General features: G+C 61.3%; 18 protein-coding genes. 15 read left to right on the top strand and 3 right to left on the bottom strand.

Annotated features, from left to right (window positions below):
- Window positions 1-52 precede the first annotated feature (52 nt).
- The gene (locus VFJ08_RS15380) at window positions 53-1,000 is read left to right on the top strand and encodes an OmpW/AlkL family protein (protein ID WP_324998109.1); all 948 of its coding nucleotides are present in this window, start codon (window positions 53-55) and stop codon (window positions 998-1,000) included.
- Window positions 1,001-1,092: 92 nt separating this feature from the next.
- On the opposite strand, the gene VFJ08_RS15375 is transcribed toward VFJ08_RS15380, so the two are convergent.
- Window positions 1,093-2,163, bottom strand: coding sequence for an SDR family oxidoreductase (locus tag VFJ08_RS15375; RefSeq protein ID WP_324998108.1), 1,071 nt, complete (start codon window positions 2,161-2,163; stop codon window positions 1,093-1,095).
- A 99-nt stretch (window positions 2,164-2,262) separates the two neighbouring features.
- On the opposite strand from VFJ08_RS15375, the gene VFJ08_RS15370 reads away from it, so the two are divergent.
- The 8 genes from VFJ08_RS15370 to VFJ08_RS15335 all read left to right on the top strand — a co-directional run bounded on the left by VFJ08_RS15370 (window position 2,263) and on the right by VFJ08_RS15335 (window position 11,249).
- Window positions 2,263-3,207, top strand: coding sequence for a LysR family transcriptional regulator (locus VFJ08_RS15370; RefSeq protein ID WP_324998107.1), 945 nt, complete (start codon window positions 2,263-2,265; stop codon window positions 3,205-3,207).
- A gap of 66 nt (window positions 3,208-3,273) precedes the next feature.
- The gene (locus tag VFJ08_RS15365; protein WP_324998106.1) at window positions 3,274-4,056 is read left to right on the top strand and encodes a DUF1295 domain-containing protein; all 783 of its coding nucleotides are present in this window, start codon (window positions 3,274-3,276) and stop codon (window positions 4,054-4,056) included.
- Between the two features lie 206 nt (window positions 4,057-4,262).
- Complete coding sequence (locus VFJ08_RS15360) at window positions 4,263-5,327, top strand: class I SAM-dependent methyltransferase (RefSeq protein ID WP_414707094.1); 1,065 nt, start codon at window positions 4,263-4,265, stop codon at window positions 5,325-5,327.
- A 170-nt stretch (window positions 5,328-5,497) separates the two neighbouring features.
- The gene (locus tag VFJ08_RS15355) at window positions 5,498-6,139 is read left to right on the top strand and encodes a LysE family translocator (RefSeq protein ID WP_324998104.1); all 642 of its coding nucleotides are present in this window, start codon (window positions 5,498-5,500) and stop codon (window positions 6,137-6,139) included.
- Window positions 6,140-6,172: 33 nt separating this feature from the next.
- A complete protein-coding gene (locus VFJ08_RS15350) occupies window positions 6,173-6,760 on the top strand; it encodes a hypothetical protein (protein WP_324998103.1) in 588 nt (195 codons plus the stop codon).
- Between the two features lie 14 nt (window positions 6,761-6,774).
- Window positions 6,775-7,842: a hypothetical protein gene (locus VFJ08_RS15345; RefSeq protein WP_324998102.1), complete on the top strand. Its 1,068-nt coding sequence runs from the start codon at window positions 6,775-6,777 to the stop codon at window positions 7,840-7,842.
- Window positions 7,843-7,854: 12 nt separating this feature from the next.
- Entirely contained in the window at window positions 7,855-8,787 is a 933-nt protein-coding gene (locus VFJ08_RS15340; protein WP_324998101.1) for a 50S ribosomal protein L11 methyltransferase, read from the top strand.
- 149 nt (window positions 8,788-8,936) lie between these two features.
- Window positions 8,937-11,249 carry a pyridoxal-phosphate dependent enzyme gene (locus tag VFJ08_RS15335; protein WP_324998100.1) on the top strand — a complete coding sequence of 771 codons (2,313 nt, stop codon included), beginning with the start codon at window positions 8,937-8,939 and terminating at the stop codon, window positions 11,247-11,249.
- A gap of 54 nt (window positions 11,250-11,303) precedes the next feature.
- Here VFJ08_RS15335 and VFJ08_RS15330 read toward each other — a convergent pair whose 3' ends face one another.
- Window positions 11,304-11,921, bottom strand: coding sequence for a TetR/AcrR family transcriptional regulator (locus tag VFJ08_RS15330; protein ID WP_324998099.1), 618 nt, complete (start codon window positions 11,919-11,921; stop codon window positions 11,304-11,306).
- Between the two features lie 315 nt (window positions 11,922-12,236).
- Here VFJ08_RS15330 and VFJ08_RS15325 point away from each other — a divergent pair, with 315 nt between their 5' ends.
- The gene (locus tag VFJ08_RS15325; protein ID WP_324998098.1) at window positions 12,237-13,064 is read left to right on the top strand and encodes a hypothetical protein; all 828 of its coding nucleotides are present in this window, start codon (window positions 12,237-12,239) and stop codon (window positions 13,062-13,064) included.
- A 16-nt stretch (window positions 13,065-13,080) separates the two neighbouring features.
- Here the strand turns inward: VFJ08_RS15325 and VFJ08_RS15320 are convergent, their stop codons facing one another.
- A complete protein-coding gene (locus VFJ08_RS15320) occupies window positions 13,081-14,325 on the bottom strand; it encodes a pyridoxal phosphate-dependent aminotransferase (protein WP_324998097.1) in 1,245 nt (414 codons plus the stop codon).
- Between the two features lie 188 nt (window positions 14,326-14,513).
- Between VFJ08_RS15320 and VFJ08_RS15315 the strand changes: the two genes are divergently transcribed.
- From VFJ08_RS15315 to dinB, 5 genes are all read left to right on the top strand, one after another.
- A complete protein-coding gene (locus tag VFJ08_RS15315) occupies window positions 14,514-15,527 on the top strand; it encodes a D-2-hydroxyacid dehydrogenase (RefSeq protein WP_324998096.1) in 1,014 nt (337 codons plus the stop codon).
- Between the two features lie 115 nt (window positions 15,528-15,642).
- Window positions 15,643-17,097: an NAD-dependent succinate-semialdehyde dehydrogenase gene (locus tag VFJ08_RS15310; protein WP_324998095.1), complete on the top strand. Its 1,455-nt coding sequence runs from the start codon at window positions 15,643-15,645 to the stop codon at window positions 17,095-17,097.
- Window positions 17,098-17,855: 758 nt separating this feature from the next.
- Entirely contained in the window at window positions 17,856-18,872 is a 1,017-nt protein-coding gene (locus VFJ08_RS15305) for a histone deacetylase family protein (RefSeq protein ID WP_324998094.1), read from the top strand.
- A gap of 203 nt (window positions 18,873-19,075) precedes the next feature.
- Entirely contained in the window at window positions 19,076-19,756 is a 681-nt protein-coding gene (locus VFJ08_RS15300) for an acetate uptake transporter family protein (RefSeq protein WP_324998093.1), read from the top strand.
- Between the two features lie 161 nt (window positions 19,757-19,917).
- Window positions 19,918-20,538, top strand: a 621-nt coding sequence (gene dinB / locus VFJ08_RS15295) for a DNA polymerase IV (RefSeq protein WP_324998092.1), incomplete at its 3' end; no start/stop codon positions are given.

Here is a 20,538-nt window from a genome sequence, read left to right as displayed (position 1 = left end):
GCCGGAGCCTGTTCGGAATATGACTGATAAACATAAGACAGGAGCAAGGGAGATGACGCGTCACCACTCGCCGACCGCAAGATCGGCCGCCCGCATGGGGTGCGGGCTCGCGCTGGGGGCCCTGGCGCTCGGCCTGGTGTCTCCGGCCATGGCCGAAGACTACCGCCCGCAACCCGGGCAGACGCCGATCCAGTCGTCGAACAACGAAAGCTTTTTCGGCAAGACGCTGGACTACATCGAGAACAACAGCTACGGGCGTCTCGGCCCGCTATATTTCCACTATTACGGCAGCAGCTCGGAACTGCACGTGGACAACGCCCAAGGGCTGGCCGCGCAGGCCTTCGGACCCGGCGGCAGCGATCTGGCCCATACCGGTTCGTCGGCCGGCGACAAACTGACGCTGGGCGGCACCATCGGCCTCTATATTCCCATGACCAACCACCATCTGGCGGTGGAGGTACTGCTCGCGCCGCCGCTCAAGCTCGATTTCGAGGTAGCCAAGGACGCCATCGACGAACCGCTGGCGCCCACCGCGCTCAACGGCGCGAACGGCGAGACGATCCCGACCGGTGTGCCGGCGCTGGGCCGCACCATCGGCTCGTTCAAGGCGCTGCCGCCGAACTTCACGATCGTCTACCGGCCGTGGACCGATACCATGATCCAGCCCTACATCGGGGCCGGCGCGATGTATCTGTACACCTATGACACCGACGTCAACAATGAGGTGCTCAACGAACTGGGGGAACCCGAACTGTATCTGAGCAAGCCCGTTGCCTGTGTCGGTCAGCTCGGCGCCGATTTCAATCTACCGCATAATATGTTTCTGAATGCGGACGTGAAATACGTCGGCTGCGCGGAGGTAAAGGCGCGAGTAAGCGGTATCCGGATCAACTCGCCGACGCTAAGCCCCACGTTCGGCCCGATCAACGTCGGCAGCGTGAGCTCCACCAACGATTTCCGGGCGGTACTGTATTCGATTTCTTTCGGCATGCATTTCTGACCGGCCCACCCGATCAATTTTCGATCCGAAAAGCCCGGCGGAAACTCCGCCGGGCTTTTTCATGCGTCCATTATCTTCCGTTGATTGGACGTCTAGCCGCCGATCGGCGGAATAATGCGCTCCGCGGCCAGCCGATCGAATAAGTCGAGGAACGCGGCGCGCGTCTCACGATGGGCGTAAAAACCGAAATCGCGGCATTTGTTGATGTCGTTGACGCACTCCTGCGTGCGGCCGAGATCGCCGTCGGTATGCCACCAGGACGCCAGATTGCCCACGTCGGCTTCGACCAGATCGTAACGCGCGGCGATCTCCCGCCAGGTGTCTTCGACCCCGGCCATCTGTTCTTCCAACGGCTGCGGCGGGTCCGGGCAGTCGGCGACTTCGAGCCCGAAATATTCGCCGATTTCCGTCCACATGCGACGCCAGCGGAAGGTATCGCCGTTGACGGTGTTGAACGCCTCGTTCGCCGCGCCCGGCGCCAACGCCGCCCACTCCATCTGCCGCGCCAGCAGCAGCGCATCGGTCATGTCGGTGAGATAGTGCCATTGCTCGGTCGAACCGGGGAAAGTGAACGCGCGGCCGGTTTCCCGGCAGATGGTGGCGTAGACGGCGAGCGTGGTGCCCATGTTCATGACGTTGCCGGGCGCGTAGCCGATCACCGTATGCGGGCGATGCACGTTCCAGGCGATGCCGTAGCGCTCGGCGACATCGCGCATGATGTCCTCGAGCGTGTAATAGAAATTCGGCCCCGGCACGCGCTCGGCCGATTCGCGAAACGGCGTTTCCACCTGTCCGCTGCCGTAGGCCTCGAAGGAGCCGAGATACTGCTTGGTGCCGGTGACCAGCGAGACATGGGACAACCGTTGCCGGTCGAGCGCCGCGAACAGGTTGTTCATCATCGCGCCGTTGGCCTTCACGTTCTCGTCTTCGGAATCGCGCTGGGTCCAAGTGCAATAAAAGACGTGCGTGACAGGCAGGCCGTCAAGCGCCTTGGCGGTCGCCTGCTCGTCGAGCAGATCGACCGAGACCGGCACCACGCCCGGCGTTTGAGACGGCCGGCGCGACAGGCCGTAGACGGTCCAACCGCTGGCCACGAGATATTGGGCGAGATTGCCGCCGGTGATGCCGGTGGCGCCGACAACGAGTGCGTTTCCTTTGCGCATATGGTTTAGGACGGGCTTGCCGCCGTGTTATGAAACGATGCGCCCATTGTGCGCTTGCTCACGTTTGCATCAAGCATCGAGATCGCAAATATTTATTGCATGAAAAACAACCTGGACCTGAACGCCCTGCGTACCTTTCGGCTGGTCATCGATACCGGCGGCTTCACCGCGGCGGCGCATCGCAGCCATCGCGCCGTGTCCTCGATCTCGCGCCAGATCGCCGCGTTGGAACGCCGGCTCGGCCAGACCCTGTTCTATCGTCATACGCGTGCGGTCGAGCCGACCGAAGCCGGGGCGCGCTATATCGAAGCGATTCGGCCCCTGCTCGATCAGCTCGACGCGGCCACCGAGACCGTATTCGAACACGGCGACGAACCGGCCGGGGTGTTGTCGATCAACGCGCCGGTCGCCTTCGGCGAGCGCCAGGTGGTGCCGCTCGTGCACGGCTTCACGCGGCGCTATCCCAGAATCAAGGCCGAACTGCGGCTGACGGATGCCATCGTCGACCCGGTGCGGGCCGCCAGCGACGTCACCTTCCGCGTCGGCCAACTCATCGATTCCAGCCTCGTCTCGCGCCCCATTTCCGCCATGTCTTATCTGGTCGCCGCCGCGCCCGTCTATCTCGAGCGATGTGGCCTGCCACGCCGGCCCGCCGATCTGCTCGACCACGACTGTCTGCTCTATCAAGGAGAATACGGCCGGCAGCGCTGGTACTGGCGCGAAGCCGATTCGGCCCGCTTCAATCGGCTCGACGTGGACGGCACGCTGTACAGCGACCACGCGGCCAGCTTGCGGGCGGCGGCAACGCTGGGCCAGGGGCTGGTGCTGTTTCCGAGCTGGCTGATCGAGAGCGAACTACGAAACGGCGCGCTCGTGCCGGTGCTACGCGACTGGCAGTGGGAAGTGACGGCCGAAGTCCGCTCGATTCATATCCTCTATGCCCAGCCCCGGCTGTGCCCGCCCAAGGTGCGGGCGTTCGTGGATTATGTGCTGGAAACCGTGGGCGATCCGCCGCGTTGGGACCGCTGGCACGGCCCGGCCTGAATCCTACGAGCGCTTGCGCTCGTACACCCTGTTAAGCTCATTTTCTCATCGATACAAGGACACGCCATGTCCGCCCTCGCCGCCTTCGGCATCGGCCTGCTGACGGTTATCGTTCTGCTTGTCATCGTCTGGATGATTCAACTGTTTACCCGCAACGCCGGCCTGGTCGATGCTGTCTGGGCCGCCGCGCTCGGCATAATCGCGCTGGAATATACGCTGATGGGCGATTCGCCGGTGGCGGCGCGTCTTCTGATGGCCGTGCTGGCGCTCACCTGGTCGCTCCGTCTGGCCGAGTATCTGGCCGCGCGCATGAAGGGCCGGCCGGAGGATTCACGCTACGCGGCCGCGCGCGAATCCTGGGGGTCCCGGGCCGATTTCTACCTGCTGGCGTTCTTCGTGCTGCAGGCGGTGATCGCGGCCGTGCTCTCGATCCCGTTTCTGGTGATCGCCTATATGGACGACGGGCCGTCGTTTGTCACCGGCGCGTTGGCGGTCGTTGTATGGTTCGTTTCGGTGGTCGGCGAAGGTACGGCCGACGCCCAACTCAAGGCGTTCAAGGCCAAGCCGGAGAACAAGGGCAAGGTGTGCCGTGAAGGGCTGTGGTACTACTCGCGCCACCCGAATTACTTCTTCGAGTCGTTGCACTGGGTGAGCTATGTGGTGCTCGCCATCGGCGCGGGCTATTGGTGGGCCACGCTGATCGGGCCGGTGCTGATGGCCGTGCTGCTGCTCAAGATTTCGGGCATTCCGACCGTCGAAAACAAGGATGCCGCCGAAAAACGCGAAGGCCACGACGCGTATGTGCGGACCACCAACGCCTTTATCCCTTGGCCGCCCAAAAACGACTAATACCAATCCCTATAAAACCCATCGATTGCCGCAAAAGAAAAAATTATCCGCCAATAAACGCAAATGGAAGGCGGAATTGGGCAATATTACGTATTATTTGCGTTTATCCGCGTTTATTTGCGGCCGGTCTTGTCCTGAGTTCGTGTCTGTTCTTTTGCAGGCTGTATAAAGCGGGGATGACTGAACACGCGCGTCAAGATCAAGGAGTGCCGCGATTGGATAGCTTGCCGATAGAACTCTGCGAACGCGGCCTCGTGCCCGACCGGCTGGCCCGGGCCGGCATGCGCCGGCTGATCGGCCGCCGCCTAACCGACGGCCAAGCCCGCGACGCGGGCCGGCGTAACGAGGCGATGCGCGCTTTTCTCGAGCGCGCCAGTACCGGCCCGATCGCCCAGCACACCGCCGATGCCAACGCGCAGCACTATGAATTGCCACCGGCTTTTTTCGAGGCGGTGCTCGGTGCGCATTTGAAATACAGCGGCTGTCTTTTCGAGTCCGGAATCGACGATCTCGATCAGGCCGAACACGCCATGCTGGCGCTGACGGCGGAGCGCGCACGACTTCGCGATGGCCAGCGCATCCTCGATCTCGGCTGCGGCTGGGGTTCGTTCTCGCTCTGGGCGGCCCGGCGCTTCCCGAACGCACGTATTCGCGCGGTTTCGAATTCCAATACCCAACGCGAATGGATCGCCGCCCGCTCGGCCGCGAGCGGGCTCGACAACCTATGCGTGGAAACCTGCGATATCAATCGCTTCGACCCCGGCGCGGGCGGTTTCGACCGGATCGTCTCGATCGAGATGTTCGAGCACATGCGCAACTACCGCGAACTCTTCTCGCGCTGTGCGTCCTGGCTCGACGATCACGGCCGGATGTTCGTGCACGTGTTCGCGCACAAGTATTTGGCCTATCGCTTCACCGACGATTCGGCGGGCGACTGGATGGCACGCTATTTCTTCACCGGCGGGGTCATGCCGAGCGAGCACCTGTTCGCCCATTTTCAGCAGCATCTGCTGCTGCGCGACAGCTGGTGGCTGTCGGGCGCCCATTATCGCGACACCGCCAACGCCTGGCTGGCGCGCATGGACGCCAACCGCGAATCGGTCCTGGCCGTCATGCGCGAGACCTACGGCGCGGCCGATGCCGAGCGCTGGTTCAACCGCTGGCGCATGTTCTTCATGGCCGTGGCCGAACTGTTCGGCTATCGCCGCGGCAACGAATGGGGCATCGGGCATTATCTGTTCAGCCCGCGCCGGGCGCTGAATTCGGAATGATAAAAACAAACAACGTAAAGGGCACCTGATCGCGATCGGCAATAAGGGGCGCCACGGTGTCCCGGTTTGATTAGTTCGGGAACGGCCACCCATCTCTGAATGATCATTTCCGGTTGACAATGGGTGAGACAGGTCTGTATCAATAGAGATAGCAACTCCTAGCCTAGCCCTTGCTGCTCGATATGAACCTGCACAGCCCTCTTCTTGCTATCGCCGTGATCTGGTTCTTCGCAGCTATTTCGCCCGGGCCGAACTTCTTTATCACGATTAGAACGTCCCTTACTCAGTCGAGATCTGTCGCGATTCGGACGGTCTCTGGCATCGCCACCGGTACCGCAATCTGGGCGCTGGCCGGCTACCTTGGTATACAGACGATGTTTACCGTGGCGCCGTGGTCGTATATCGCGCTCAAGGTCATCGGGGGGCTTTACCTCTGCTGGATGGGAGCGAAGCTGTTGTGGAAGAGCCGCTTCAAGTCTCAGCAACAGAGCATAAAAGGCGAACTGGCGTTGAGTTCCTGGAGCGCGTATCGACTCGGCTTGGCCACCAATATCGCCAATCCCAAGACGGCGTTGTTCGTCGCCGGAATCTTCGCAGCAACCCTGCAGACGTCCGCGCCGATAGGTGAGGGTGTCATGGCCGTCGTCGTCATGGCGGCCATATCGATGGTTTGGTACTCGCTAGTTGCCGTCGCAGTGATCCAGACCCGCGCAAGCCATCTCTATCAGTCAATGAGTCACTGGATCGACCGTGTCTCGGGTGTCGTCTTCCTGTTATTCGGTGCGGACTTGGTTCTGGGTGAAGCCATCTGAGATCTGTCCGTACTCGCAACCGACGAGATTGCAATGAATGATCTTCAGGATAGAACTGCTTTGGTCGCCGAGATCACGGATCTGGCCGACACCAACATCGCAGCGCTCGATCGTTACTGTGATGCGCTTGCGGAGATACGCTCGGCGGAAGAGGATGGAATCCCGCCGAGTACCGTGCTCGATAGAGCTGATGAGCTGATTTCAGGCGCCAAGCAATGCTGGCGAGATTGTGTTGCCTACGTTTCCGATGAGCATGTTACCGACTGGGATGCGTTCAGCCAGATCATGCTGCTGACCGGCATCGCGATCAAGCAAACTGCGGCCGCCCAGGCACTTCTGTTACGGCACAGCCCGACACTTCGCGGTTTTCCTTCGGAGGTGGCGCCGGCCCAGAAGATCAAATCAACGCCGCAAACCAATACGGTCGACTACCTGCGCGGGGGCTATATTTTGTTTCAGACGCCTGATGCGGAACAGAAGACCGTCACCCTTGATCAGCCGATACTCGGCCAGGCGGCCGATCTGATCCGATGCGATCTGATATCGATCGCGTTGGCAATAACGTTGGGGAATGACCGCTTACGGCCGATCGTCTGCAACATTTGCTCTACCCGGCATTAAACAATGCCAAATCGTTGAGCTTCACCTGCGGCATCGCTGGCCTTGATTCGGCGATGGATGTTCTGGCGACCTACTCGATGAATAAGGGCCGCCTGAACTATATCGGCAATAACTGCTGGGTTGAGATACGCAAGCGACTGAAAAGCCGAGACCAACGGTTTTTCAAACTCTACGACGATACCGAGCCGGCCGCGGCCGCTGAACTGATTCTACGGGACGACGTCCAGAGCGTCTTCATCGAGGGGATACAGAACCACCCCGATATGCGAGCGTGTGATCTAAACGCTATGGCGACGGCGGCCAAGCAGCTCACGACGGACAAGCCGAAATACGTGATCGTCGACAACGTCTCGACGTTTGATACCGACGTCTTCTCCTTTTTCGATTTCGACGCCATTCCGGGCAATATCGCGATCGTCTCTGTCGTGAGTGGTATCAAATTCATCCAGTATGGAACGGATCGTGCAAAGACCGGTCTGGTAACTATTGGCGGAACCGGTACCGCGCCGGGGCAAGTCGAATCCGATCTGGTCGAAGCCCGCGCCGGATCCGGTCGCGCACCCTCCTATGAAGACGTGTTCGGCTGCGCTGTAGACACGCCCGCGAGTTTGAAGGGTCGGATGTCGCGATATGACCGCAATATCCGAATCATGACCCGGGATCTGGGTGAGTTCTGCGACGCCACGTCGGGCCCTGTCCTTCACTCACTCTGGTCGGAACAGCATCCCGATCATGACCGTGCGATGAATGACTACGGCCACGGTGGCCGATTCCTCTATCTGCGTCTGGATCTTGAGGGTCCCGACGAGAACGCACTGACGCTCGAACTCTACCGCTATATCGCAGACGAGGCGGCGCGGAAGCACTTGCCCTTGATCGCGGCCTCGAACTTCGGCTTCGCGATCCCCCACATCCACATTGTACGACACGAAAACGTGGGTGTTTCGCTTCGGCTGTCACCCGGCAGCGTATGCGTGAGCCTACTCGGATGCATCAACGATCACCTCAAGGACAGCATCCGTCGATTTCTTCGTGAGAACGGTAGCGACATCGTAGTCAGGTCCGCTACCTCGGCAAACTGAAGGAGGCTCTCTATGCAACTTGAAGCGACCCATCTGTTCGACACCGGCGCACCAGTCCATCTGGATATTGACCATCGAATGTATTCGATCAAGGCTCATGCCCCGGAAAATTGGGTCTGGCATGCGTTCAAGGGATTTGGTCTCATAAAATCACAGTTCGAGAACGTAGGATTTACGCCCAAGATGTTTGCAGCGATCGGGTCCGGCAGTGGCGTCGATGCAATCGGCGCATCTCGTATTTTCACCGGCCTCGAGCGTATCGTTGTAACCGACGTCGAGGATGATGTTGTCCTGCAGGCCGCCGAGAACGTACGCAAAAACGTGTCCAACGATATCGAGGTCATCGGCCTGAGTGGCAATGTCTGTGTGCCGCTTGCCGAACAGGGCATCCAGGCGGATGTGATCTACGCGAACCTGCCGAACATTCCTCTGAGCGGAACCGAGAACCTCGACTACGGGACCTTCTATCGGATCGACCAGCACAAGGTGGACAGCGAGGCCCAAGAGGAGGCCGATATCAACCGCTATCTTCTGGGGCTGCAGTACAAGTACTTGGAAAGCGTGAAATCGGCTTTGTCCGAGGACGGTGTTGCCACGTTCATGATCGGGGGCCGGTTTCCCCTTGAAGTCCTCGATGAGCTCGCGCGCGCGAGTGGCTTCCAGTACGACGAGTTGCTGGCCGGATTCAAGCTTCAGACCGAGGCCGTCAACGTGACCGACGGTTATGCGCAGTGGGAAGTCGATGGAACCGAGTTCGATTTCTACGATTATGACCAGGCCCTCGAGATGATCAATATGGACGCGATCCACCGAGGCGAAGAACTCAAGTCTCGACTCCACGGGACGCGCGTCAACGCGAGTACCGCGAGGACCCTGGTCGACGGTGGTCGCCGGGTGGGCCATACGCTGCACATGATGTGCGGTCGGCCAGCTGCCACGTCCTAATCGAGTAACGACACCGGCGCTCACAGTATCAGCGGTTCAGTGTGGCTAATGCTGTGAGCGACTGGTCTATCTCAATGCTCCGGAGGCGGCACGTTGAAAGACCGATCACTAGAACTGGTCCTTCAAGCCAAGAGGATCGTCGCGCTTGGTTGGCTGCCTGGCTCGGCTTAGTGGTTCTGTTTGTAACGTTCGGGGTGGCTTACAGCTTCGGGGTTTTTTTGCCAGCGCTAGCCGATGAATTCAACATCGGCCCGGGCAGTGCATCGTTTTTCTTCTCGCTCACGAGCTTACTGTTCTTCGGTCTGGGAATCGTGACCGGGCCATTGAGCGACCGTCTGGGTGCCAAGCTATTTATTGCGACCGGCGGGATCTTCATTGCGGCTGGTCTGTGGTTCACGGCATCCGCGGTAAGTCTGGTTGAGGCGTATCTGTGCTATGGCGCCGGTATTGGCGTGGGCGTGAGTTGCATATTCGTTCCCGTCGTCGCGGCGGTGAGCCAGCATTTCGAAAAACGCCGATCATTGGCTTTGGGCATCACCGTCAGCGGTATCGGTCTCGGCACCTTGGTTGTTGCGCCGGTCTCCGGCTCACTGATCGAGTCACTGGGATGGCGAGAGACCTATCGTATCTACGCAGTAGTCAGCGCGGTAGTGTTAATCCTATCCGGACTACTTTTCCCGGCTCCAGCGCGTGCAGCGGCGCCAGCGAGATCCGAGGCTGACCATGCCGGCGCTATTTCTCCGGGCGGTCGGTATCCGCGGTTCTATCTGGCCACGATCCTAGTCAACCTAGCGATGTATGTCCCGTTTACCCACTTGCCGGTGGCAGCCCAGGCTAGTGGGATTCCAGCTGAGCAGTCGGCCCAGGTGCTTGGACTGCTGGGGCTCACCAGCGTGGCCAGCCGCATGTTGATCGGCGCGATGGGCGCCCGGTTCGACGAGTGGCTGCTCTACCGACTGTGCATCGCCTGCGTAGCCGTGAGCTTCGTGCTCTGGAGCCTGGCTGGCTCCTTCGGTATCTACCTTCTCTACGCCATCGTCGGCGGTTTTGGCTATGGCGGTTATATCGCTCTCACACCGGCTGTTATTGCCCATGAGTTTGCAGCGGCTCGACCGGGTTACCTCATGGGTCTGACGTATACGGCCGTTGCGATCGGAGCTTCAGTCGGGCCGGTCACGGCGGGGATTCTCTCGCAATGGCTCGGTGGTTATCAGGCGCCGCTGCTCATGTTGGCCGTAGTGACCGCACTGGGATTGATCCCGCTCAACGTCTTTCCGAGGAAACGCACTTGGCCGGTATCCACAGACGGCACAGTGTCGCAACGCTCGTGGACCCAGCATTCCAGAACATCGAAGGCTCGGCCGGCGCGGGCATGTCGCTGGTCCGACCATCGGTGCCTCTCGGCTCAGAACGGGCCACCATATACAAGAACTGCAGCAGGTGACTGTATGGATACTCAAATCGAACGCGACCCAGGGATGATGGACACGCTATCGACAATCGGTAATACGCCGATGATCGAACTCACTCGACTGTTTGCCGATCCTTCGGTTCGGGTGTTGGCCAAGCTCGAATTCATGAATCCGAGCGGCAGCATCAAGGATCGTATCGTGCGTCACATCGTGGAAGATGCCGAGCAGCGCGGTGCGCTGCGTCCGGGCGGGACGATCGTCGAGCATACTTCGGGCAACACGGGGGCGGCGGCCGGCATGATCGGTGCGCTGCGCGGCTATAAGGTCGTGCTCACCATGCCCGAGAAGGTCAGCCATGAGAAACAGTGCGCACTCAGGGCTTATGGCGCCGAGGTCATCACGTGCCCTAACGATGCCGGGCCAGAGGATCCAATACATTATGTTCAGCGCGCTCGAGCGATCGCCGAAGAAACGCCGGGATCGTTCATGCTGAACCAGTACGACAACGCCAAGAACGTCGAAGCACACTACCAGACGACCGGGCCTGAGATCTGGCGACAGTGCAACGGTGAAATCGACTATTTCGTCGCCTCGGGCAGCACCGGTGGCACGATCAGTGGCGCCGGGGGCTATCTCAAGTCTCGGAATCCCAATATGAAACTCGTCTTCCCGGACCCGGTCGGATCGGTGTACTTCGGCTACTTCAACAACCACCAGGTCAACGAGAACGATATCGACATGTATCAGGTAGAAGGTATCGGCGAGGATCACTTGGCCGGCTGCATGAATTTTTCGCTTATCGACCTGATGTATCGATTCCGGGACGAGGATGCTTTCAACTCGGCCCGCGAACTGGCGCTCGTCGAGGGGCTGCTTTGTGGCGGCAGCTCGGGAGCCAACATTTGGGGCTGTCAGCAGCTAATCCGGGGCCTGAAGAAACCGGCCACGATCGTGACCGTGCTACCGGACAGCGGCCTTAAGTACCTGTCGAAATTTTACGACGATGCTTGGCTGGATGAGGCCTGCCCGCAGACGATACGCGTGGCTTAGCAGTTACCGCGAGCGGCCGGCGGCTGCGCCGCCGCGCCGTCCTAGTTTCTTCGCTCACGGCTGACTGATTCTAAGCAGGCGTTCAGCAGCACTCCGAGCCGTTTGCATGGAGTCCGGCGTGCCAGAAATCGACGCGGTCACGATCGCGCCTTCCGATAGTAAAAAGAGCTGATCGGCGAGTTCGGCGGACTCTATAAAGCCTGCCTGCTCTATCAAGGTAACTAACAGATCCAAATTCTGGCGCTTGTGATGTCGGATTACCGCGGTGATGCTTTCCGTGCCCAGACGCTCCGCCGTGGCGTTGATGTAAGCGCAGCCGAAGAACTCAGGCGCACTAAGCCACTGGTACATCAGGTCGAAATAAGCCAATACCTTCTCTATGGCAGGTAGATCGAGATTCAACACGTGCGACCGGAATACATCCCGCCAATAGGCGTCGCGGTGCTTCAGGTAAGCCTCTACCAGTGCGCTTTTGGAGCCGAAATTCCGGTACAACGACATCTTGGCCACGCCGGACTCATCGATGATTCGATCGATGCCCACGGAATTCACACCGTGGCGATAGAACAGGCGACACGCTGTGTTCAGTATCCGATCCCGGGCCGTGGTTCCGGTTGGCCCCTCAAGTTCGGAGAAGTCGATCGATTGGATTGCGAGCTCAGTATCACCCATAGACTCGGCACCTTGGGCAACGGTCTGAAGGCGAATGCCCGTAACCGTGTTTTCTGTGTCTATATACATAGTTTACACCCGCCAGGAGGACGGGCCGTGTCAAAATGTGGCGATACCTCGGCGACTTAGCAAATTTGCCCAATAATAGCGGGTCTCAAACAACAGCTAATCAGCCGCATTCCGACAATCCCATACCCGCGAGGCCTAGCAGCTTTCGATCTGTACGTAGTTTCGGGACGGCTATGTTCCGCATTAAGAAAATTTCTGCGACAGACTTTATTGTTTTTTCAATAACACCTGCACGAGGAGAACCCCATGCGCCCGCACCCGCGATGCGTTTTGCTTATTGTCCTGCTCGCCGGAACGCTGGCCTGGGCGGCGTCTGCGCCCGCGCTGGCGCAGCCCGACGCGACCCGGGTCGATGCCAACGGTCTGACTTGCTTCAACGGCTACGGCTATACGCTCGACGGTGGCGACTATCGCTATACCGAGCACCACGAGGTCAAGCGCGTTAATGGCAAGATCACGACCTGGAACGTGACCTACGTCGGCGCCAACGGCCAGGTGCTGGCGAAAAAACACATGGATTTCACCGCCAACCCCACGATACCGATGTATCGGATGACGATGCCCAAATCCGGCTACGAGGAAGGCATCCGCCGCGACCACGGCCAGTGGACGATGTTCAAGCGCGAATCAGCCGGCGCGGAAATCCAGACCAAGCCGTTTACCATCGATGAACCGATGGCGGCGGATTCCGGCTTCAATCAACTCGTCCAAGAGCATTTCGAGGCGCTGGAAAGCGGCCGGAGCGTGGACTTCAAATTCGTCGCCGCCGGGCGCCAGTCGGTGATCGATCTCAAGGCCTATAAATCCGGCGAGACGACCTTCGAGGGCAGCCCGGCCGTCGTCTTCACGGCCGAACTCGATATGTTCCTGATCAGCCACTTCGTGCCCTCGCTCAAGCTCACCTACAATCCGCAAAGCAAGCGCTTGCTGGAATACCGCGGCGTCGGCAACATCCATAACGCCCAGGGCGAGGTGTACCCGGTGCGGGTGAGCTACGACCGCCGGATGCCGGCCGCGGCCAAGTCCCACGGCGCGCCGGCCGCGCGCTGCGGCTCGGTGGGCGCCGATTCGTAAAACGGCAAAAGCCGCGTCAGCCGTAGCGGGCGAACTCCGGCTGGCGTTTCAGCCAAGGCTGCATCCGGGCGAACGCTTCCTCGATCTGCTCCATCGAGGTCGAGTAGGAAATACGCAGCAGGTTCGACGAGCCTTCGCCGAAGGCATCGCCAGGGATCACGCAAACCCCGGTCTCCTCGAGCATGCGCATGGCGAGCTTGCCGGCATCCACGCCCGTGGGCAGCGACGGCGCGATATAGAACGCGCCCTGCGGCCAATAACCGGTCAGGCCGGGTGTATCGCCCACCAGATCGACCACCCGGTCGCGACGGCGCGCGTATTCCGCGACCATTTCGGTGATACAGGATTGATCGCCGTACAGCGCCGCCACGCCCGCCCATTGGGCCGGCGTGCTCGCCACCGTGGTGGTGAACATATGATAGCGGCGCAGTGTGCGGATGGTGTTCTGGTCGGCCACGATCCAGCCCACGCGCAGGCCCGGCATGGCGTAGGTCTTGGAAAAGCTCGACACCACGGCCACGCCGTCGAGATCGGTCGCGCAGGCCAGCACGCTGGGGTACTCGATATCATCGAGAATGAGGTTGTCGTAGACCTCGTCGGACAAAATCTCCACGCCGCGATAAGCCGCTTCCTGGCACAGCCATTCGATGGTCTCGCGCGGATAGACCGTGCCGGTCGGGTTGCTCGGCGAATTCAGGATGATGGCGTGCGTGTTCGGCCCGATCATATCGATGATCCGCTCGGCGTCGATCTGATGGCCTTCGCTGGCCTTGGTCGGTACCGTGCGCACCTGGCCGCCGTTCATGCGGATCAGCGGCGCGTAGAGCAGGAACGTGGGGTCGGCGATGATGAACTCGCGCCCCGGCGCGGCCATCGCCGTGATCATCAGATAGATGCCTTCGGTCGCGCCGGTGGTGACAAGGAAATTGTCCTCGTCCAACGTACTGCGATACTTGGCGTTGTAGTACTCCTTGAGCGCGGTCAGCAACTCCGGCAGCCCGGCGTCCATGGTGTAGCCGGTCTGACCGTTCTGCAGCGCATGGATATGGGCATCGATGATGTGCTGGGGCGTCGGGAAGTCCGGCTGGCCGATCGACAGATGCACGATATCGTCGAGTTGGGCGGCCCGATTGACCATGCGGCGTATGCCCGAGATCGGAATCGCGTGCATGGCCGGATTCCACACCAGCCGATCACGGACATAACGCTTCTCGGGGTCCGGCGGCAGAACCTGCGCGCGGGATTCCAGATTCACAGCCATGACAACCTCTTGCTGGACGGGCCAGGGAATTCCCCCGGGGGACATCAGGTTGAGACTAGGCACCGCTGGACCCCCGGTCAAGCGGTGTTTTGCGCCGGATTCGCAAACCGTGTTGACGCCTGCTCCGGGCGCTGGGTACCGTGAGCCGACTACCCACCGAATCCGCGTTGTTCGCGGCAAGCCGGAACATGTCTGACAACCGGGTCGAACCGAGCCCAGCGGAGCGTGACGGCGCCCTGCGCATCACCGTGCTCAGCGATGCGCCCGACGGCCCGCCCGGCATCGATCGGCTGCGCGAACATGCCGAAATCGCGCTGGCCCACAACGAGGCCAGTCTGCGCGCCGCCCTGCCCGGGAGCCGGATCCTGGTCGTCACCGACTTTCGTACCGAGGCGCTGAAAGCCGCCTGGGACGCCGCCGACCGCCTAGAGTGGATCCACGCCACCAGTGCCGGCGTCGATCAGCTCATGTTTGACGCCCTGATCGAATCCGATATTCCGGTGACCAACGCCCAGGGCATCTTCGATCGCAACATCGCCGAGTACGTGCTCACCCAAATCCTGATATTCGCCAAGGACAGCGCGAACAACCTGGCCTATCAACAGCAACACCGCTGGGTGCATCGCGATACCGAGACCATCGAGGCCAAACATCTGCTGGTGGTCGGGGCCGGCTCCATCGGCCACCGCATCGGCCGCCTGTGCCGAGCCGCGGGCATGCGGGTATCCGGCGTGGCGCGCCGCGCCAAGGACGGCGACGACGTGTTCGACAGCATTCACGCCCAGGATGATCTCGACGCGCTGCTGCCGGACGCCGATTACGTGGTGGTCGCCGCCCCGCTGACCGATTCGACCGAAGGGTTGTTCAACGCCGCGCGTTTCGCCGCGATGGCGGCGCACGCGCGGTTCATCAATATCGGGCGCGGTGCGATCGTGAACACCGAAGACCTGGTCGCCGCGCTGGCCGCGAACGAAATCGCCGGCGCCGCGTTGGACGTGTTCGAGACCGAGCCGTTGCCCGCCGATCATCCGCTCTGGGACATGGACAACGTACTGATCTCGGCCCATATGGCCGGCGATTTCATCGGCTGGCGCGAGGCGCTGATCGAACAGTTTCTGGCCAATCTGGCGCGCTGGCGCGCCGGGGAGAATCTGTTCAACCGGGTGAACAAACGTCACGGCTACGCGCCGGGTGGCGCCTGACCCCGGTCCGTCCGAACCGACAATTGAAAACGGGCCGTGCGTCCCCGATGATCAATGCACCAACGAACACGGTGGGCCGATCGCCGACCCCATCCGGCCAAGCAAAGGATTGCATATGATCGAATCGTATCTGCTCAAGCATCTCGCGGGTTATATCGACGGCCAATGGGTCGAAGCCGACTCGGGCAAGACCGCCGATGTTTTCAACCCGGCCAACGGCAAACAACTGGCGGCCGTGCCTTATATGGGCGCGGATGAAACCAAGCGTGCGATCGCCGCCGGAAGGGCCGTGCTGCCCGACGTGCCCGATGTGGATACGCGCCGCGAGTGGCTGGAAGACACCCGCGACGCGCTGTTGGCCGAAAAAGAGGAAATCGGCCGTATCCTGTGCCTGGAACACGGCAAACCGTGGAAGGAAGCCCAGGGCGAGGTCGAGTACGCGGCGAGCTTCTTCGACTATTTCGCCGGCACGATGGCCGACGCGCTGGCGCCCGAGACACTGCCGGAAAAAGCCAAGAACTGTACCTGGACGGTGCACAAGCGCTCGATCGGCGTGGCCGGCCTGATCACGCCGTGGAACTTCCCCATCGGCATGATCGCGAAGAAGATTGCGCCGGCCATGGCCGCGGGCTGTCCGACCGTGACCAAACCGGCCACCGAGACGCCGCTGACTATGATCGCGATGTTCCAACTCATGCACGAGCGCCTCGATCTGCCCAAGGGCATGATCAACTTGGTGATGGGCTCGTCCTCCGATATCGGCGGCGAACTCATGCGCTCGCCGGACGTGCCGATGATCTCGTTCACCGGCTCTACCGGCGTCGGCCAGTTACTGATCGAACAGTCCAAGGACTGGGTCAAGAAGCTCGGCCTGGAGCTGGGCGGCAACGCGCCGTTCGTCGTGCTCGACGATGCCGATTTGGAATCGGCGGCCGATAACCTCATCGCCAACAAATTCCGCGGCGCCGGTCAGACCTGCGTCTGCGCCAATCGTATCTATGTGCAGTCGTCGGTCTACGAGGAGTTCTCGAACAAAGTCATCGACCGCGTCAAGGCACTCAAGGTCGGCGACGGTATGGACGAGGACGTGAATATCGGTCCGCTGATCAATCAGGCCGGGTTCGACAAGGTCAAGGATCATGTCGCCGATGCGCTGTCCAAGGGCGCGCAGCTGGAAGCCGGCAAGCACCCGGACGAGTTGGACGCCTCGAAGAGCCTGTTCTACTCGCCGACCGTGATCACCCAAGTCACGCACGACATGAAGTGCTGCAAGGAGGAGACCTTCGGCCCGCTGGTCCCGCTGATCCCTTTCGAAACCGACGAAGATGCGCTTAAATTCAGCAATCAGACCGAGTTCGGCCTGGCTTCTTACGTGTTCGGCAAGGACGAGGCGCGCGCCGACCGGATCGTCGCCAATCTGCATTTCGGTCATTGTGGCTACAACACCGGCACCGGCCCGGCGGCGCACGCGCCGTTCGGCGGCATGCTGCAGTCCGGCGTCGGCCGCGAAGGCGGGCACGACGGCTTAATGGAATTCATCGAGCTGCAGACCGTGCCCAACGGCAGCTGATTCGACAAACAGCGCTCGAGCACGTCGAGGCGGCCTCCGGGCCGCCTTTTTATGACTCGTGCATCCGGCTTGGGGTTTCGCGCTGATGCGCGACTCCCTTTCGTTTGCTTGTCCAAACGAAAGGAAGCAAAGGAAAAGACACCCTGTCTTGCGCCGATGCTGCGCATCGGTGCCCCGCGCGGCTCCGGCCGAAAGAGGGCCAGCCGTGAAACTCGCGCCGCTACGCGGCACTCAGACACACGGCTGTCTTTTCCTCTTTCGGCCTCCACTGCTCGGCGCTGCGCCCAAGGGGACCAATACAGCGCGGGCCCGCGATGCTGAGGGCGGGTGCGCCTGTATTTAGCCCCGTTACGCGGCGACGGAGACGCACAGCGGCGGCGGGTGTCCGGCGCACCGCGCCGGTGCGGCCAGCTGTCTGAGGACGGCCAAAGCCGTCCGAGTTCTGGCCGCATCCCGTCGCCGCGAGCATCGCAGTGCACCGGCGCAGCCGGCGCCGTGTCGGGTGCCTTTCTGTTGGTTACTTATCTTGGGCAAGCAAGATAAGTGACTCGCGCATCAGCGCGAAACCCCAAACTCAACTGCATCAATAAAGTAACACCAGCCGGCCAATCGCCCTCGCCTTACCCCGATCCGCAGGCTTTCGACACCGGTTTTCAGACCAACCATTGCAGCCCCGAACAAGCAAAGCGTATGTTGCCGGCAGTTATTCCTTTCAACGGCCCGTATGGCCGCCACTCACCTCGGCACGGGAAAACCCAGTGAAAGCCTACTTCGACGAAACCCAAAACCGGCACGATCCGCAGAGCTATCTAACCCGCGGCGCCATGCGTAAGCCGCAGGAAGTGCCGGCCCGCATTCCGCCGCTGCTCGCCGCCTTGAACGGTCTGTCGATCGAAATCGACACCCCGCGCGATCACGGCATGAACCCGGTTTCCGCCGTGCACGATATGGGCTATCTACGCTATCTCGAATCGGCGCATCGCCGCTGGCCCGAGGACTGGGGCGCCGAAGTCATGTCCAACATCTACGTGAGCTCGCCCAATCCCATGCGCGGCATTCTGGCCGAGACCGCCGCTTATATCGCCGACGGCAGCTCGCCGATCGGACCACACACCTGGACCGCGGCCTACGCCTCGGCCCAGTGCGCGCTCTCGGCCGCGGACGACATCGCCGCCGGCCAGAAAGCCGCCTACGCCATCTGCCGTCCGCCGGGCCACCACGCCCGTCCGGGCGCCGCCGGCGGCTTCTGTTTTCTCAACAACGCCGCCATCGCCGCCAACTACCTGCGCCAGACCTACGATAAAGTGGCGGTGCTCGATCCCGACATGCACCACGGTCAGGGCGTACAGGAAATCTTCTGGGAACGCGACGACGTACTCTATGTCTCCATTCACGGCGATCCGACCAACTTTTATCCGGTGGTCACCGGTTTCGAGGAAGAGCGCGGCGCGGGGGCCGGCTACGGCTTCAACCTCAATCTGCCCATGCCGCACGGCTCGTCGGAATCGTTCTTCTTCGAAAAGTTCGACCAAGCGCTGACCGCGATTCGTCTGTTCGAGGCCGATGCCATCGTCGTGGCGCTCGGTTTCGACACCTATTACGAAGACCCGCAGGCCAAGGTCTCCGTCACCTCGGAAGGCTTTCAGGAAATGGGCCGGCTACTGGCCGCGACGGGCCAGCCGATTTGCGTGATTCAGGAAGGCGGCTACGACGTGGATCATCTCGAAATCAACGCCACACATTTCTTTAACGGTTTGCTTGGGAGTCACACTTAAGCTCAGGGCCCCCGGCGCTGCAAAGAGACCTCGCCTGCCGGCCGGCGACTCGTACCCGTCCGTGCCGGGCTAGGGGCAGCCCCGGATTCATGCCGCATCCGATGAAAATCTATATTGAGAAACGCGATTCGCTTTGTGGCGGTCGCCTGCGTTTGCCTCCGGGGCAAGACGGTCAATTAACGATCATCGATGAGGTGAAAGTCATGAGTCAGGAGCTAGCCGGCGACGACGCGATGGGTCGCATTTATTTACAACCGATCGCCGCCCCATCGATCCTCGGACTGTACGGCTTCGCCGCGGCGACGTTCATGGTCGCCGCTTATATGTGCGGCTGGTACGGCGGTAAACAGACTCCGCTGTACCTGGCGCCGTTCGCGGCGTTCTTCGGCGGGCTGGCCCAGTTTTGTGCGGGTATGTGGGCCTATAAGGCACGAGACGCGATCGCCACCGCCATGCACGGCACTTGGGGTTCGTTCTGGATGGCCTGGGGGCTATTGAATGTGCTATTCGCCACCGGCGCCCTGGCCACGCCGTCCGGCCCGGAACCGGGGCTCGCCTACTGGTACTTCATGCTGGCCGCGGTCACCATCATGGGCGCCTTTGCGGCCACGGCGGAGAACGCGGGGCTGGCTCTCGTGCTCTACACACTCGCCGCCGGCGCGCTCTGTTTGGCCATCGGCCGGTTGATCGGTAGCGAGGGGGTAGTCATCGCGGCCGGCTATGTGCTTGTGGTCTCGGCGGTCATTGCGTGGTACACGGCGAGCAGCCTGATGTTCAAGGGCGTCGGCAAGCAGTTCCTGCCGCTGGGCATGATGCCCAACGTCCGCAAGGCGCCCGATGTCGCGCTCGGCCGCGGCGAGCCCGGGGTCCAACGCGGCCAATAACGGCCTGGCCTATCGCGGTCGCCAAGCGCCGAGGCGGTATGCCCGGCGCTTGGCGGCTCCGGTTTCTCAACAAAGGTATTTCCTGCGCATCGAGACGACGACACCGCGGCGCCTCGTTTTCGTGCTTGCACAACATCGCGCGAACCGTCATATATGCCGCCATGAGCACCGACGGTACAAAGCGCGTGCGCAAGATCGTTCATGTCGACATGGACGCCTTCTATGCCTCGGTCGAGCAGCGGGATAACCCCGAATTGCGCGGCCGGCCGGTGGTGGTGGCCCAGCGCAGTCCGCGGGCGGTGGTGACCGCGGCCAGCTACGAGGCCCGGCCGTTCGGGATTCATTCGGCGATGCCCGCCATGCGCGCGGCGAAGCTATGCCCGGACGCGATCTTCGTGCCACCTGATTTCACGCGTTACAAGGCGGTATCGGCCCAAATCCGCGAGATATTCTTGCGCTATACGCCGCACGTCGAACCGCTGTCGCTGGACGAGGCCTACCTCGATGTCACCGACCCGCTCATTTCTTCGCCCAGCGCCACCGAAACCGCGCGCGCGATCCGTGCGGCGATCCGTGAAGAGACCGGTCTGACCGCCTCGGCCGGCGTGGCGCCCAACAAGTTCCTGGCCAAAATCGCCTCCGACTGGCGCAAGCCCGACGGGCAGTTCGTGATCAAGCCGCATCAGGTCGAGCGTTTTCTGGCCGATCTGGACGTCGGCCGGATTCACGGCGTGGGCCGGGTGATGCGCTCGAAGCTGGCGGCGATGGACATCGCCACCGCC

The organism is Salinisphaera sp. (assembly GCF_035690525.1).
Taxonomy (GTDB): domain Bacteria; phylum Pseudomonadota; class Gammaproteobacteria; order Nevskiales; family Salinisphaeraceae; genus Salinisphaera.
Note: the sequence above shows the minus strand (reverse complement) of the source record. Positions and strands in the feature narration are given on the sequence as shown.